This window comes from Pseudomonas sp. LBUM1657, assembly GCF_059716075.1.
In genome coordinates, this window is sequence record NZ_CP166799.1 from 87,971 (window position 1) to 102,380 (window position 14,410).

The 14,410-nt window shown below is 58.0% G+C and carries 21 protein-coding genes; 9 read left to right on the plus strand and 12 right to left on the minus strand.

Going from position 1 to position 14,410, the window contains the following annotated elements; all coding sequences use genetic code 11:
• The first annotated feature begins 46 nt into the window (after window positions 1-46).
• Both ACA055_RS00420 and ACA055_RS00425 read left to right on the plus strand, forming a co-directional pair.
• Window positions 47-592, plus strand: a complete 546-nt coding sequence (locus tag ACA055_RS00420) for a gamma carbonic anhydrase family protein (RefSeq protein ID WP_497681872.1) — start codon at window positions 47-49, stop codon at window positions 590-592.
• A 26-nt stretch (window positions 593-618) separates the two neighbouring features.
• On the plus strand, window positions 619-1,269 hold the full coding sequence (locus tag ACA055_RS00425) for an HAD family hydrolase (RefSeq protein ID WP_497681873.1): 651 nt from the start codon (window positions 619-621) through the stop codon (window positions 1,267-1,269).
• A 126-nt stretch (window positions 1,270-1,395) separates the two neighbouring features.
• On the opposite strand, the gene ACA055_RS00430 is transcribed toward ACA055_RS00425, so the two are convergent.
• Entirely contained in the window at window positions 1,396-2,472 is a 1,077-nt protein-coding gene (locus tag ACA055_RS00430; protein ID WP_497681874.1) for an aminopeptidase, read from the minus strand.
• A 59-nt stretch (window positions 2,473-2,531) separates the two neighbouring features.
• On the opposite strand from ACA055_RS00430, the gene ACA055_RS00435 reads away from it, so the two are divergent.
• Window positions 2,532-2,954: a PA0061/PA0062 family lipoprotein gene (locus tag ACA055_RS00435; protein WP_497681875.1), complete on the plus strand. Its 423-nt coding sequence runs from the start codon at window positions 2,532-2,534 to the stop codon at window positions 2,952-2,954.
• 40 nt (window positions 2,955-2,994) lie between these two features.
• The gene (locus ACA055_RS00440) at window positions 2,995-3,420 is read left to right on the plus strand and encodes a PA0061/PA0062 family lipoprotein (protein ID WP_497684517.1); all 426 of its coding nucleotides are present in this window, start codon (window positions 2,995-2,997) and stop codon (window positions 3,418-3,420) included.
• A 6-nt stretch (window positions 3,421-3,426) separates the two neighbouring features.
• Here ACA055_RS00440 and ACA055_RS00445 read toward each other — a convergent pair whose 3' ends face one another.
• Window positions 3,427-3,660, minus strand: a complete 234-nt coding sequence (locus tag ACA055_RS00445; RefSeq protein ID WP_497681876.1) for a DUF1161 domain-containing protein — start codon at window positions 3,658-3,660, stop codon at window positions 3,427-3,429.
• 206 nt (window positions 3,661-3,866) lie between these two features.
• On the minus strand, window positions 3,867-4,298 hold the full coding sequence (locus ACA055_RS00450; protein ID WP_218441591.1) for an OsmC family protein: 432 nt from the start codon (window positions 4,296-4,298) through the stop codon (window positions 3,867-3,869).
• Window positions 4,299-4,538: 240 nt separating this feature from the next.
• On the opposite strand from ACA055_RS00450, the gene ACA055_RS00455 reads away from it, so the two are divergent.
• On the plus strand, window positions 4,539-5,540 hold the full coding sequence (locus ACA055_RS00455; protein WP_497681877.1) for an LLM class flavin-dependent oxidoreductase: 1,002 nt from the start codon (window positions 4,539-4,541) through the stop codon (window positions 5,538-5,540).
• 64 nt (window positions 5,541-5,604) lie between these two features.
• On the opposite strand, the gene ACA055_RS00460 is transcribed toward ACA055_RS00455, so the two are convergent.
• Together ACA055_RS00460 and ACA055_RS00465 are read right to left on the minus strand one after the other, a co-directional pair.
• Entirely contained in the window at window positions 5,605-5,829 is a 225-nt protein-coding gene (locus tag ACA055_RS00460; RefSeq protein ID WP_497681878.1) for a DUF1161 domain-containing protein, read from the minus strand.
• 123 nt (window positions 5,830-5,952) lie between these two features.
• Window positions 5,953-6,168, minus strand: a complete 216-nt coding sequence (locus ACA055_RS00465) for a dodecin (protein ID WP_497681879.1) — start codon at window positions 6,166-6,168, stop codon at window positions 5,953-5,955.
• A gap of 158 nt (window positions 6,169-6,326) precedes the next feature.
• Between ACA055_RS00465 and ACA055_RS00470 the strand changes: the two genes are divergently transcribed.
• Window positions 6,327-6,653 (plus strand): ElaB/YgaM/YqjD family protein, encoded by a 327-nt coding sequence (locus tag ACA055_RS00470; protein ID WP_497681880.1) that lies wholly within the window; start codon window positions 6,327-6,329, stop codon window positions 6,651-6,653.
• Here the strand turns inward: ACA055_RS00470 and ACA055_RS00475 are convergent.
• On the minus strand, window positions 6,650-7,543 hold the full coding sequence (locus ACA055_RS00475; protein ID WP_497681881.1) for a LysR family transcriptional regulator: 894 nt from the start codon (window positions 7,541-7,543) through the stop codon (window positions 6,650-6,652). The two genes, ACA055_RS00470 and ACA055_RS00475, sit on opposite strands and share 4 nt — an antisense overlap.
• A 112-nt stretch (window positions 7,544-7,655) precedes the next feature.
• Between ACA055_RS00475 and trpB the strand changes: the two genes are divergently transcribed.
• From trpB to ACA055_RS00490, 3 genes are all read left to right on the plus strand, one after another.
• A complete protein-coding gene (gene trpB, locus ACA055_RS00480) occupies window positions 7,656-8,876 on the plus strand; it encodes a tryptophan synthase subunit beta (protein ID WP_497681882.1) in 1,221 nt (406 codons plus the stop codon).
• Entirely contained in the window at window positions 8,876-9,688 is an 813-nt protein-coding gene (gene trpA, locus ACA055_RS00485; RefSeq protein ID WP_497681883.1) for a tryptophan synthase subunit alpha, read from the plus strand. The genes trpB and trpA overlap by 1 nt, the downstream gene beginning before the upstream one ends.
• A 121-nt stretch (window positions 9,689-9,809) precedes the next feature.
• Complete coding sequence (locus tag ACA055_RS00490; protein ID WP_497681884.1) at window positions 9,810-10,268, plus strand: anti-virulence regulator CigR family protein; 459 nt, start codon at window positions 9,810-9,812, stop codon at window positions 10,266-10,268.
• 44 nt (window positions 10,269-10,312) lie between these two features.
• Here the strand turns inward: ACA055_RS00490 and ACA055_RS00495 are convergent, their stop codons facing one another.
• From ACA055_RS00495 to ACA055_RS00520, 6 genes are all read right to left on the minus strand, one after another.
• A complete protein-coding gene (locus tag ACA055_RS00495) occupies window positions 10,313-12,274 on the minus strand; it encodes a DUF7844 domain-containing protein (RefSeq protein ID WP_497681885.1) in 1,962 nt (653 codons plus the stop codon).
• A complete protein-coding gene (locus tag ACA055_RS00500) occupies window positions 12,271-12,591 on the minus strand; it encodes a DUF2388 domain-containing protein (protein ID WP_497681886.1) in 321 nt (106 codons plus the stop codon). Before ACA055_RS00500 ends, ACA055_RS00495 begins: the two co-directional genes overlap by 4 nt.
• A gap of 27 nt (window positions 12,592-12,618) precedes the next feature.
• Window positions 12,619-12,936, minus strand: a complete 318-nt coding sequence (locus ACA055_RS00505) for a DUF2388 domain-containing protein (protein WP_497681887.1) — start codon at window positions 12,934-12,936, stop codon at window positions 12,619-12,621.
• Window positions 12,937-13,043: 107 nt separating this feature from the next.
• A complete protein-coding gene (locus tag ACA055_RS00510; RefSeq protein WP_462020352.1) occupies window positions 13,044-13,361 on the minus strand; it encodes a DUF2388 domain-containing protein in 318 nt (105 codons plus the stop codon).
• 145 nt (window positions 13,362-13,506) lie between these two features.
• Window positions 13,507-13,716, minus strand: a complete 210-nt coding sequence (locus ACA055_RS00515) for a DUF1127 domain-containing protein (RefSeq protein WP_497681888.1) — start codon at window positions 13,714-13,716, stop codon at window positions 13,507-13,509.
• Window positions 13,717-13,972: 256 nt separating this feature from the next.
• On the minus strand, window positions 13,973-14,188 hold the full coding sequence (locus ACA055_RS00520) for a DUF1127 domain-containing protein (protein ID WP_497681889.1): 216 nt from the start codon (window positions 14,186-14,188) through the stop codon (window positions 13,973-13,975).
• Window positions 14,189-14,410 lie beyond the last annotated feature (222 nt).

Below are 14,410 nucleotides of genomic sequence, written 5' to 3' on the forward strand. Positions count from 1 at the left end.
CAATCGACGCTCACCGCAGCTATCGGCAACAGAGAGATACCCTATCGTGACCCTTCGCAAGTATCAGAACCACACGCCGTTGCTTGGCAAAGACGCTTTTGTCGACGGCTCGGCAGTGGTGATCGGCGACGTCGAAATCGGCGAAGACAGCTCGGTCTGGCCGTTGACGGTGATTCGCGGCGACATGCACCGCATCCGAATCGGTGCACGCACTAGCGTGCAGGACGGCTGTGTATTGCATATCACCCATGCCGGGCCGTTCAATCCCGATGGCTTCCCGCTGCTGATCGGCGATGACGTGACGATCGCTCACAAAGTCATGCTCCACGGTTGCAGCGTGGGCAACCGGATTCTGATTGGCATGGGCAGCATCGTCATGGACGGCGCGGTGGTCGAGGATGAAGTGATCATCGGCGCGGGCAGCCTGGTGCCGCCGGGCAAGCGACTGGAAAGCGGTTTTCTTTATGTGGGCAGCCCGGTTAAGCAAGTCCGGCCGCTGACTGACAAGGAAAAAGCCTTTTTCACCTACAGCGCGGCGAATTACGTGAAGCTCAAGAATCTGCACCTGGCCGAAGGCTACGACCAGCTCTGACCCTGCGCCCTTATTCAGGATTCAACATGCATTACCAAACCGTTTTGTTCGACCTCGATGGCACCCTGACCGACCCGCGCGAGGGCATCACTCGTTCGATCCAGTTCGCCCTGAGCAAACTGGGCATCGATGAGCCTGACCTGACCAAACTCGAACATTTTATCGGCCCGCCATTGTTGCAGGCGTTCATGCAGTTCTACGACTTCGACGAGCCCAAGGCCTGGGAAGCGGTCAACTTCTATCGCGAGCGCTTCAAGGTCACCGGGTTGTACGAAAACCGCGTATTCGATGGCGTCACGCCGCTGCTGGAAACTCTCGGCGGGCAAGGACGGCAGTTGTATATCGCGACCTCGAAGCCATGGGTTTTCGCCCGGGAAATCGCCCGGCATTTCGACTTTGCCAAACACTTCAAAGTGATTTACGGCAGCGAACTGGACGGGACCCGGACCAACAAAGTCGAGCTGATCGCCCACTTGATGGCCGAAGAAGGCCTTGATCCAACCAACACGCTGATGATCGGCGACCGTAAACACGACCTGATCGGTGCCCGCAGTAACGGGCTGGATGCGGCGGCTGTCGGCTATGGTTTTGGCAGCCGGGAAGAGTTGAGCTTGGAAACGCCGGCTTATCACTTTGAGACTCTGCAAGCGTTGCATCAGGCGTTTTTGCAGCGCTAGACCAATCGCCTTCGCGGGCCAGCCCGCTCCCACATTAGATCTGTGGTGAACACAGAGTTTGTGAACCCAGAAATTCAATGTGGGAGCGGGCTTACCCGCGAAGAGGCCCGTTAAGCCACCCAAGTTTCATGATCTCGCTAAAGCCTTCAACGCCGCCTTACGCTCACCCACTGGTAACGCACCAAGCTGCTCGACCGCCGCATAAAACCTCACCCAATCCCCGCCCACCTGCCTGAATAACGTGGCAAACGCCGGCACCCATTGGTCGTACAGACCAAACGGCAGCAACCGGGCGTTGTTCATCGGCGCGTTGATCCACGCGTCATAGCGTTTATCCCCGGCCCATTGGCTGTCGCGCAACTGCCGGTATTCACCTCGCAATCGCTCGAACTCAGCGGCTTTGCGCTGACGCATCTGGTCGGCGGGCAGCGGTAGGGCATACAGCCGTTCAAGTCGCGTGCGAGTGTCCAGCACCAACTGAATGAATTGATCCCGTCGCTGCACCTGCGTGTCGTTGTCCGGCGGCAATCCACGGAAGGCGCGCCATTGGCGAGTACCTTCCTGCTCGACGAACGTGGCGAAAGACTCGTTGAACTCAGTGTCGTCCTTCACATAAATGCGCTGATGCGCCAGTTCATGGAAGATCAGCGTGGCCAGTCGCTCGTCGCCCCAGCCCATCATCGAACTGATAATCGGATCGGTGAACCAGCCGAGTGTCGAATAGGCCTCGACACCACCGATCGACACGTCCATACCTTGCAAACGCTGCAACGCCGCCTGACCACGGGCGGCGCTCTGGCTGTAATAACCGCGATAGGCGACGCAACCGGCGATGGGGAAGCAATGGTTCTGCGGTGTCAGGGAAAATTCCGGTGTGGCAAAGACATTCCAGACTACGAACGGTCGGCCAATGTCGGCGTATAGACGGTAACTCTGGTTATCCGGCAGATGCAGCTGTTGGCTGGCGAACGTCCGGGCCTTTTGCGATTGAGTCAGGTGCGCACGCAACAGTGGATCGCGGCCAGGATCGGCAATCACATTGGAAACCGGCACCCGTGCCCGCAGCAATTGCAGCTGACCACTGGCCAACTGGCCGTAATAGCTGACGCTGGCGCATCCATTGAGCAACAAAAACAACACACCCGGAAACAAAACGCGAAAAACGCGATCAAGTAACCCAAGGCTTGGAAGCGGCCTGATCAAAATGAATCTTCCCTGGAAAGTCTGCCCGCAAGACTATCCCGCCTGACTGGAGCTCCGCTATGCGCACGTTGATGCTGACTGGAAGCCTGCTGATGCTGGCCGGTTGTGCTGGACTCGGATTACCCCACCATGATCCGGCTCAAGCGTGGATCGACCTGGATTCACAACAAGAAGACACCGCGCTGCTGGCGTTGGAGGTCGACGACAAGGCTGCCACCGACAAGCGCTATTTCGAGGTTCAGCCCGGAAGCCATGAGCTGACGGTGCGTTACCAGTTTCCGGTCCAGCCAACCAACATCGGCCCCGACGCCGAACCACTGTGGCGCGACTGTCAGATGAACGTGAAATTCAAGGATTTCAACGCCGGCGAGCGGTATCAGTTGCAAGCGGGGAATATCGGTTTTCGGCCGTGGGCAAAGCTCTATGATCAACAGCGGAAAGTGATTGGCCAAGGTACACCGGCAGGCTGTCAACGCACCTGATCGGCGCTATTCTAAAGGCCCGGTCCTCGAGAAAATCGTCATGCGCAGGTTGATGCTGTTACTCGCTGCAGGCGTCGTTGCGGGATGCTCGAGTCCATTGCCTGCTGTCGATCCGCAGATGGCTTGGGTCGAATTCTCGACGCCATTCCCCAACGATAAATTACTGATGGCCGAACGGCTGGACAAACAGCGTTTGCGCGACGGACGTTACTTCCAGGTCACCCCCGGTAGCCATGAGTTGATCGTTCGATTCGACTTTGAAGTGCCCGGAGGGGGCGGGGGGCTAAGTATGATGAGCGGCCCTACGGAACGGCTGTGCTACCTGACCATCAACTATGATCATTTCGAAGCCGGCCAGCGTTATGTGTTGGAAGCCCGTTCGATAGCGTTCACTCCCGGGGCCCGGTTGTACAACGCCAAGCGTGAAATCGTCGCGGAAGATCGGGAGGCTTATTGCCTCCTGTGAGGCGAATCAGCGGTCGTTCTTCTGATAAATGATTTTCTTGGTGCCGCCTTCGCACGAGCCTACGACCATGTTCTGATCGTGTACTTCTTCGTTGGTGACGATCTCCAGAGTGTAGGACGAGACATTATTAGCCTGGATCTTGGCTTCGATCTCGGCCTTGAGCTCTTCACAGGATTTCGGTGCCGCCAAGGCCGATGTGGCCAGCGCGCAACAGATTACCGTCAAGGCAAAACGTTTCATGGTTGAAGCTCCCTTGAGGCAGCGCGCACGATAATGCGCTTTTTGCTGCTGTCATTTATTCGACCACAGTTTTGCAAGGTGAGTTCTGATTTGGCTCACAACCCTCATGTCTAGCCATTGGGATTGTGTCGTTTGTAAGATCGCCTTCGCGAGCTTGCTCGCGAAGGCGTCGGCGTAATCAGCGCCTGTTCAGACCCTTGTGAGGATCAGCTGACCAACGTCGCATCCAGACTGATCTTCGCATTCAGCACTTTGGAAACCGGGCAGCCTTCTTTGGCCTTGTTGCTCAGTTCTTCGAACTGCGCCTGGCTTGCCCCGGGGATTTTCGCCTTGAGGATCAATTTCACCGCTGTGATCGCGAAACCACCCTCCACTTGGTCCAAGGTAACTTCGGCATTGGTATCGATGCTGTCTGCCTTGAGGCCGGCATCGCCGAGAATCATCGAAAACGCCATGGAGAAACAACCCGCGTGGGCCGCTCCGATCAGCTCTTCGGGATTGGTGCCCTTGCCGCCTTCGAAACGCGCCTTGAAGCCGTAGGGCGCTTCTCTGAGTACGCCGGTCTCCGTGGAAATCGAGCCGATGCCGGTTTTCAGGTCACCTTCCCAATGAGCCGATGCTTTTTTCGTGATAGCCATGTCTGCCTCCTCAATATCCGGCGCGAAGTGTCGCGCCTTCGTGGTTTTCGGTTGCTAGGGTTCTGAGGATAGACCGCGGTGCAAAGTTCACCTCATCTGATCTGTCCTTAAATTCGGTAGGAATTTTGTCTCTGCTATTGAAACTCGGGTATATGCCCTCATTGCATGAAACACGCTTATAGATTCGGCAGGTTTTCGTTCGCGAAAAAAACCTGCGAACTCAATTGGAGAAGCAGGTTTATGAAACGACTGTCCGATATCAAATTCTCGACCCTCGATCTGGTGCCCGTGCGGGAGAACGGCAGCGCGGCCCAGTCGCTGCGCAATTCCCTGGACCTGGCGCAGCACGTCGAGAAATTCGGCTACAACCGCTTCTGGGTCGCCGAGCACCACAACATGGACGGGATCGCCAGTTCCGCGACCTCGGTACTGCTCGGTTACCTGGCGGGTGGCACCTCGACGATTCGTGTCGGATCGGGCGGGGTGATGCTGCCTAACCACGCGCCGCTGGTGATCGCCGAGCAGTTCGGCACGCTCGAAAGTCTGTACCCGGGCCGGATCGACCTGGGCCTGGGTCGTGCACCCGGCTCCGATCAGATGACCGCCCGCGCGCTGCGCCGTGAACGCTCCGGCAGCGCAGACGAGTTCCCGGAAGACGTGGCCGAACTGGTGCGCTACCTCGGCCCACGCACACCTGATCAACGGATCATCGCGATGCCGGGTACCGGCACCAATGTCCCGGTCTGGCTACTGGGTTCGAGCCTGTTCAGTGCGCAGCTGGCCGGTGAACGCGGTTTGCCCTACGCCTTTGCCTCACATTTCGCACCGCGCTTCATGCATGAGGCCATTCGCGTCTACCGCAATCACTTCAAACCTTCAGCCGTATTGGATAAACCCTACGTGATGCTCGGTGTGCCGCTGGTAGCTGCCGACACCGATGAGCAGGCTGAGTACTTGGCGACTTCGGTTTACCAGCGGATTCTTGCGCTGATGCGGGGCCAGAGCCTGGTGCAGCGTCCCCCGGTAAAAACCATGGACGGGCTTTGGCTGCCCCATGAGAAAGAAGCGGTTGGCGATTTCCTGGGGTTGGCCATGGTTGGCAGCCCGCAGAAAATCCGCGCCAAACTTGAAGTGCTGATCGAGCAGACCCAGGCAGACGAACTGATTTTCACCTGCGACCTGTACGAACATGCCGATCGCGTGCACTCCTATGAGTTGCTGGCGCAGGTGATGAAGGGCTAACGCTTAAACGACGACCACAAAAAAGCCGACCTTGCTGTGTCGGCTTTTTCATTTTGGAAGGAACTCAGCCCTGCTTGTAGACGATTTGCTTGGAGCCCTTTTCACAGGTGCCGACGACTTTTCCACCGACAGCTGCACCTTTATCGACGATCTCCAGTGAGTAATTGGAAATGCCCTTGGCATCCAGTTTCGCTGCGATTTCGGCTTTCAGATCTTCGCACGCTTTGCCATCAGCAAACGCTGCACCCGCAAGGCTCAACAAACCTACCGCCAAAATAAACTTCTTCATCGGTCGCATTCCCTGGTCGGATCAAAGGGGGGCATCCAGCCGTCAGCCGGATGCGCTCATGTAGCGCTTTGCCATTCCCTATGGCACTCGGCCAGCGCGCAAGTTCAGGAGACTAGCTCAAACTCAGCTACTGGCAATCCGGAACCCGACCTTGAGCGTCACTTGGAAATGTGCGGCTTTGCCGTCCTTGATATGGCCACGGGTTTCGGTCACTTCGAACCATTCCATGTATTTCAGACTTTTACTGGCTTCGGCCAGCGCGTTGTTGATGGCGTCTTCAATGCTGCTGGCGGACGAGCCGACCAGCTCGACTTTCTTATAGGTGTGGTGGTCAGACATGGGCGTTCTCCTCAGGGTGTGAAATACAGCCTAGCAGTGATTTTTCGTATTACTTCTGTCGGCCAATCCGACGCAGAAGTTCAGATTTACTGCACTTTCTCGAACCCCTGAAGTCCCAACCAACACACGCCACTCATCAACAATGCAGGAGAGCCACCATGGCCAACACCTCTTTACGTAAAGCCTCATTGCAAAGCATGGAAGCCGAGATCGAGAGTCTGCTGAAATCTTTGGAAAATCTGAAGGACGACGCCTCGGACGAGTCGCGTAAAACCCTTAAAGCGTTGAAAAGCAACGCTGAGAACGCGCTGAAACATTCGCGCCATCTGCTCACCGATGCGTACGAAGAAGTCAAAGTCAAAACCCGTGAAACCGGGATCGCGACTCGGGACTACGCCCAGGAACACCCTTGGACTACAGCCGGTGTTGCTGTTGGCGCGCTGGGTCTTCTCGCGGCCTACCTGCTATTCAAACGTGGCGACTAATCCGCCTGGCGCAGCTCGTTTTTGAGCCATTGCGCCAATTGCCGAGCACGCCCATCCGCGGCGCGCTTGGGTAGCCACAACGCCAGTTGCGCCGGGGTTTCACTAAAACCCCACGGCGCAACCAGGCGACCGGCCTTCAAGTCTTCAGTCACCAACGGTTCAGGCGCAATCGCCACCCCCAGGCCCGCCACTGCGGCCTCCAGCAAATAATACAAATGCTCGAAACCCTGACCGTATTTCAACGCCTTGGCATCGACCCCGCTTTGCTGCGCCCAACTTGGCCATGCCTGCGGACGCGATGTGGTGTGCAGTAATGGTTCGTTCAACAGCGCGTTGGCCGGTGCGTTCTGCAGCCTTGCGTAACCCAAGAAGCGTGGGCTCATGACCGGGCCGATTCGTTCGCTGGCCAATTCGTAAACTTGCATGTCGGCCGGCCATGGCGGCTCGGCGAACACCAGTAGCGCATCCAGTCCTGGTCGACGGGGATCCAGATCGCCTTCCCCGGCAGACAGATGCAGCCGAAGGTCCGGCAAGTCCGCATTCAAGCGCCCCAGTCGTGGGATAAACCAGCGCGCCAACAGGCTGCCCGAACAACCGAGTACGAACGGTGCATCGGCGGTGCTTTGGGTTAATTCGGCGCATACCGTGCGCAAGCGTTCGAACGCTTCAGCGCTGGCGTCACGCAAACGAACGCCGGCATCTGTGAGTTTAAGGCCGCGACCCTCCTTGATGAAAAGACTCACGCCAAGGTGTTCTTCAAGCACCTTCAATTGCCGGCTGACCGCGCCATGAGTGACGTGCAGCTGTTCGGCTGCCTGACTGACGCTGTTCAGGCGGGCAGTGGCTTCGAAGGCACGAAGGGCATTCAGTGGAGGAAGGTCATGGCTCATGGTATCTGTGAGTTTTCCTGACAGGTTGCGGCGATCTTATCGGTTTTCAGCGTAAGGCGTCAGGGGTAGAGTTAAGCCCATTGTCATCCCACGCATTCAACTGGAGCGACCCATGACCCAGACTAATCTGCGCAACGGCCCCGACGCCAACGGCCTGTTTGGCGCGTTCGGCGGCCGCTACGTCGCCGAAACCTTGATGCCGTTGATCCTCGACCTGGCCCGCGAATATGAAGCAGCCAAGGAAGATCCGGCGTTCAAAGAAGAATTGGCCTACTTCCAGCGCGACTACGTCGGTCGTCCCAGCCCGCTGTACTACGCCGAACGTCTGACAGAATTCTGCGGCGGTGCGAAGATTTACCTCAAGCGTGAAGAGCTGAACCACACCGGCGCGCACAAGATCAACAACTGCATCGGCCAGATCCTGCTGGCGCGGCGCATGGGCAAAAAACGCATCATCGCCGAGACTGGCGCCGGTATGCACGGCGTGGCGACTGCCACCGTCGCCGCGCGCTTTGGCCTCGACTGCGTGATTTACATGGGCACCACCGACATCGAACGTCAGCAGGCCAACGTATTTCGCATGAAGCTGCTGGGCGCCGAAGTGATCCCGGTCGTGGCCGGTACCGGCACCCTGAAAGATGCGATGAACGAAGCTCTGCGTGACTGGGTAACCAACGTCGACAGCACGTTCTACCTGATCGGCACTGTGGCCGGTCCGCACCCTTATCCTGCGATGGTTCGCGACTTCCAGGCCGTTATCGGCAAAGAAACCCGTACTCAACTGCAAGACCAGGAAGGCCGCCTGCCGGATAGCCTGGTGGCGTGCATCGGTGGTGGTTCCAACGCCATGGGCCTTTTTCACCCGTTCCTCGATGACAAAAGCGTCGAGATCATCGGCGTTGAAGCGGCCGGTTACGGCATCGAAACCGGCAAGCATGCCGCCAGCCTGAATGGCGGCGTACCGGGCGTGCTGCACGGCAACCGCACTTTCCTCTTGCAGGATGACGACGGCCAGATCATCGATGCTCACTCGATCTCTGCCGGCCTCGACTACCCGGGCATTGGCCCGGAACACGCCTGGTTGCATGACATCGGCCGCGTTCAGTACACCTCGGTGACCGACGACGAAGCCCTCGACGCGTTCCACAAATGCTGCCGCCTGGAAGGAATTATTCCTGCGCTGGAAAGCGCCCATGCCTTGGCCGAAGTGTTCAAACGCGCACCGACCCTGCCGAAAGACCACTTGATGGTGGTCAACCTGTCCGGCCGTGGCGACAAAGACATGCAAACCGTGATGCACCACATGGAACAATCCCAGCAGGAGAAACACTGATGAGCCGCCTGCAAACGCGTTTTGCCGAACTCAAGGAACAAAATCGCGCCGCCCTGGTGACCTTCGTGACCGCTGGCGACCCAAGCTACGACACTTCTTTGGCCATCCTTAAAGGCTTGCCGGGTGCGGGCGCCGATGTTATCGAGCTGGGAATGCCCTTCACCGACCCAATGGCTGACGGTCCGGCGATCCAGCTGGCCAACATCCGTGCGTTGGGTGCCAAACAGAATCTGGCGAAAACCCTGCAAATGGTTCGCGAGTTTCGCGAAGGCAACACCGAAACGCCGCTGGTGCTGATGGGTTACTTCAACCCGATTCACATGTATGGCGTGCCGCGTTTCATTGCCGACGCCAAAGAGGCCGGTGTTGACGGTCTGATCGTGGTTGACCTGCCACCGGAGCATAACGGCGAACTGTGCGACCCGGCCCAGGCGGCAGGCCTCGACTTCATCCGTTTGACCACACCGACTACCGACGATGTGCGCTTGCCGACTGTCCTGAATGGCAGTTCCGGTTTTGTTTACTACGTGTCTGTTGCCGGTGTAACCGGTGCTGGCGCGGCCACGCTGGAACACGTCGAAGAGGCGGTGACCCGCCTGCGTCGCCACACTGATCTGCCAATCAGCATCGGTTTCGGCATTCGTACGCCGGAGCAGGCAGCGGCTATCGCACGTCTGGCCGATGGTGTCGTGGTGGGTTCGGCGTTGATTGATCACATCGCCAATGCGTCGACGCCGGATCAGGCGGTTGATGGCGTGTTGAGTCTTTGCGCGGCGTTGGCCGAGGGCGTGCGTCAAGCCCGCGTCAGCTGAAGGTAAAGTTCCTGTTACAAAGGAATTAGAGCCTCGAGGCACAGACTAAACAGCAAGACCGAGGGCTTCAGGACTACGTTCTGAAGCCCTTTTTGCTGTATGTGCAGTGAGGAAATACCCGATGAAAATGCCGAAACGTCTGATTGCCAGCCTGGGTGTGCTGATGCTCAGTGCCACGCCGTTGCTGCACGCCAACGCCGATCAGCGCGACGATCACGACCGCGGCGGCCCGCAACAGGGTCATTACGATAATCACGGTGACAATCGTGGCGACGATCACCGTGGCCCGCAGAACAACCATCGCGGCGGTCCACCCCCACGGGACTTCGGCCCGGTGCGCCAGACGATCCGCGATAACCACGGCTATTTCGTACGCGGTGCGCCGCCACCACCAGGCATTCATCTGGTCCGTGGCCGACCGTTGCCTCACGGCTACTATGGCGAACGCCTGGATAACCGTGCTCTGGGCCGGTTGCCGTATTACCCGGGGTATGAATGGCGCCGAGCGGGGGGCGACATTGTGCTGATCGCCGTAGGAACCGGGGTCGTGTATGAAATTCTGGATGGGGTGCTTTACTGACTCACCGAATTTGCGCAAGTAGACCTGATTCAGGTCCGCTTCAATCAGGGCAACTCCAAGCCACCCGACGCCTTGTGCAATTTCCTCAAATGTTCGCCAACCTGCTTCAGGTTGGCCTCATTGGCGGCCATCTCGGCTGCGCGACTTGGTTCAAGCAGCGCTCTGACTTCTTTGTCCAGATCTCCCGTCAGCGCCTGAAGCTGCTTCTGCCGCAGGTTGCTTTCCGATTCCAGACGCTGCCACTCACTTGGCTGCGGCAATCCATAACCGCCAGTCCCGAGCAGTTCCGCCGGACGGCTAAGGAAGCCGCTGTTGGCGAGAATCTGCTGCAAGGTCGCGTTGGCTTTGTCCATGCCGCCGTTCTGCAATTCCCGAGCGCCCAGATATCGTTGTTTCACTTCGTCCTGAGCCAGCACTAGCTGTTGGCGGAAGCTTGCCTGCTCCAGCAACAGCAACGCCGCGCTAGTGCGCAAGTCAGCCTGGTCTATCCATTGGCGGCGTTCTTCAGCTTTCAATGACAGCCAGTCTTCGACTTTTTCCTGTTTGATCGGCAAATGCTTCTTCAGCACTTCGAACATCGCTTGATAACGGTCACGGAAAGAGTCGAAGCGATAGCCCAGGCGTAGCGCTTCGCGGGGATCGTCGAGCACGCTGGTGTCCGCCAGTCCACGACCCTTGAGCACTTCCAGCAAACCGTTGGGCATGATGCTGTCCAGCCCGACCAGTTGCGCGTTGTTGGTGCTGCTGCGCAGTAGTTTCAGGCCTTCTACTGCGCAGTTATTGGAGAGGAAGAAGTAGTTACCGTCGTAACTCCAGTGCATCTCGGCGGCATGTTCCACCACCTCTTCGACCTCTTTGCGCGACAGGGTCAGCGGCACCGAAGCCAGGCTGCGCAGTTCAGTCTTGGTGTATTCGTCGATCACTTGGGCCAGCGGCAGGACAAACAGGCGCGACGGGTATTTGCCCACCAGTCCGTCCCAACTCGACAGCTGGACGTCACCGACGAAGGCGCGGTAGGACAACACCAGATGCTGATCCAGATCCAGTCGACAATCCGGCCCACGGGGGCGACCGGGTGCACAGATCACCAGCCTCAACATGCTGTGGCCCCAGCGGCTTACCCAGTTCTGGTTGGCCTCGGCCAGCAAATAGTCGACGGCGTAAACCCGCTCCGGATCGACCTGGCCCAAGGGCGTTTTGGCGAAGTCGTTGCCGGCATTGAGGAAGGCGAACGATTGCCGGCACGTGTCTTTGGTGGCGGGCGCCCAGCCGAAATGTTCCTTGTAGTAGCGGTATAACGCAGGGCGACGGCAGGCGTAGCTCGGGTCGAGGAGGAAATATTCCATGTTGACCGCGACAAATTCCTTCGGGCTGCTCGTCTCGTAAATGTCCGGGCTACGAGCGATTTGCCGGTTGTACTGCTCACGCTCGCCACGGCGGCCAACGTATTGCGGCCAGCCAGCAAGGTCGAGCAGGCGCGGGTCATCGCTGAGGGTAAAACGTCGTTCGGTCTGGCCGCGGCATTGATCGGGAATGCCAATCAGCCCGGAGCTGCTATTGCGCTGGGCGCAGCGCTGAATCAACGTACGCTCGGCGTCTGGCCACAGGCGCGAGCGGTCATAAATGTGGGTGAGTTCGTGCAACACCGTGGCGAGCATTTCCCGGCGCACAGTGTCATGGGGGCGATAGGTTTTCTTTGTTGCGGCGCTGCCATCCGTGAGACTGGCAAGCAGGTTGCGGTTCAGGTCGAGTTCGGATACCAGCGACGCCTGACCGTAAGCGTTGCTCGGCATGTCATCTGTCCAGCCGACGTCGATACGCCGATCGAGTTGCTCGATGAACCTCGGCGGCAGCGCCTGCATGGCTTCATCGAGCAGCGCCTGGCTGGCCTGCTGTTGCGCGGGGCTCAGACCTTCGGTCTTGAGCTTTAATTGCAGGCTAGCCTGGGCTGTGTTGCCGAGCAGCAACACAACCCCGGCCAGCAGCCAGGCACCTAGCGACCTCACAGTGCGAGGATGGCTTCGGCGAGAACCTGATCACTGGCGTCCCGGGCTTCCGGCACGCGGGTGCGCAACGTATCGAAGGCAGCTTCCAGGTGTGCACCGCGAATTTCACCTTCGCTGGCGACGAAACTCGCGGCATCGTCGTGGGCTTCACGGATGATCTTCGAGTCGCGGATCGACGTGGTGGTATCGGAAGTGAAATCCAGTGTGCGCTGGGAGGCATTGATGATGATGTTACTGGTGGCGACAAGGGTATGCGCCTGGGTCACATCGGCCAACAACAGCAGGCCTAGGGTGGCGACAATCAGCGGGCTACGCATGGAACGACTCCGGAAGAACAAGGATATCTATTGGACGAGAATTGCCTGCGCCAGTTCAAGGTCGCTCGCATGAAGTTTGGGCCGGGTTTGGCGCAGGTACACCAGCGCAGACTCCAGTCGTGCTCCTCGCAATGCGCCGTCGCTGGCAATGAACGCTGCAGCATCATCCTGTGCAGCGAGCAATAGCTTACGGTCGAAGGGCGCGGAGGTCACCATGCTGGTGGCGTAACCGCTGACCACAGTGCCTTGTGTAGAAAGGTTGAAAGCGTCAAAGGCATGGGCCGAACCCGCCCAGCAGGCTGCCGCGTAGACCGGAATGATCAACAGATTTGCAAGATTGCGCATGAGACTCGATAGCTGAAAGCGAGTCCCAAGGCTAGCGCAACGCCCGTTCTAGAGCCAGCGCCGAAATATTGGGACACGCCAGGCGCGTCCCATTTCAGAGCTATCGCTTAAATAGTCAGGATGGCCTGCGCCAGCTGAGCGTCAGTCGCGGTCAGTTGAGGAGCCTGGTGGCGAATGTGGTCGAGGGCGCTTTCCAGTTTCACACCACGAATGGCGCCTTCGCTGGCGACGAAGCTGGCGGCGTCGTCACGGGCAGCGCGCACGATCTTGTCATCGCGAAAGGAAGAAGTGACATCGGAGGTCGCATCGGACGTGGCCTTGAGTGCGCCGACGACGGCATCGGTGGTCACAATGAAGCTGGTGGCGTGGGAATTGGCAGCCACGGCAAGCAGGGCTGCAGCGCTGAGCAGACGAAGACGGGACATGGTGTAACTCCTTTGGATAAATCGATTGAGAGGTGGCGCGGTGTCTGGAGAATCAGACGCCAGTCATGCCGAGTTCGCCACGTTCTGCCTTGATATTAGGCCTGCCCGTATCGGTTCGAATAGTCCCGTCTGTTTTCGCGGGGCGTTAACGCCAGAATGGCTTGTCCAATTCGTTGAGACGATCTGAATGGCTTATGCCCAGGTCGGAGAGCTGCTGTTCGTTGAGCTGGCCCAATAAACGCCGGGTTTTGGCCCTTTCCAGGCTGTTAGCCAGCCCGCTCAGCAATCTGCCAAGCCAGTGCGAACGGGACTTCGATTGTGGCGTCGAAGCGGAAACATCCAGTAAGTGATTCATGGTGCAGTCCTTTTGCTGACAGGTCGGGATTACATGGTGGCTCCGTCCAACCTGCTGAAACAGACACACTGCGAGAAAATTGTACTGGTTCAGTTTTGCAAATAATAAAACTGTACTTGTCTTTCACGATCCTACTGTACGCCGGGTTTTTTGTGCCCAAAACGACAAAGCCCGTCGTGGTTTCCCACGACGGGCTTTGTTTTTTCAATTTGGTTGCTGGCGGTGGACCCTTCAGGTCAGAGCCAGCGACGCTAACTTAGCGCCAGAACGGCTTGCTCAGCTCTTCGTAGCGTTGTGCTTCGCTAATCCCGGCGTCAGCCAGCAGACGCGAATCCAGACGAGCCAGTTGATGGCGGCTGGAGATGCGGCGCTGCCACAACATCAGGTTGGCGAGAACGCGAAGAGGCGCGGAAGCCTGGGTTTTTACAGCGTTGTCTTCGAAAAACAGCTCGGAACTGAGTGTACGTTCCATGGTTGACATCCTTCCGCTTATGGCGGGATTAGGTAGTGGTTTAACTGATGCCAATGATCCTCTCGTTTGGCCAGTCTCTCTAGATACAGTTCACCTGTATTGTGAGGGACCAGTTAACTGTTTATAGGTGGTGTACTGGTCGAAATTGAGGCAACTGTACTTGTCGGCACTGATATGGTGCGTAATTAGCGATTTGACTCGAAAAGGTGGGTCATTGCCGTA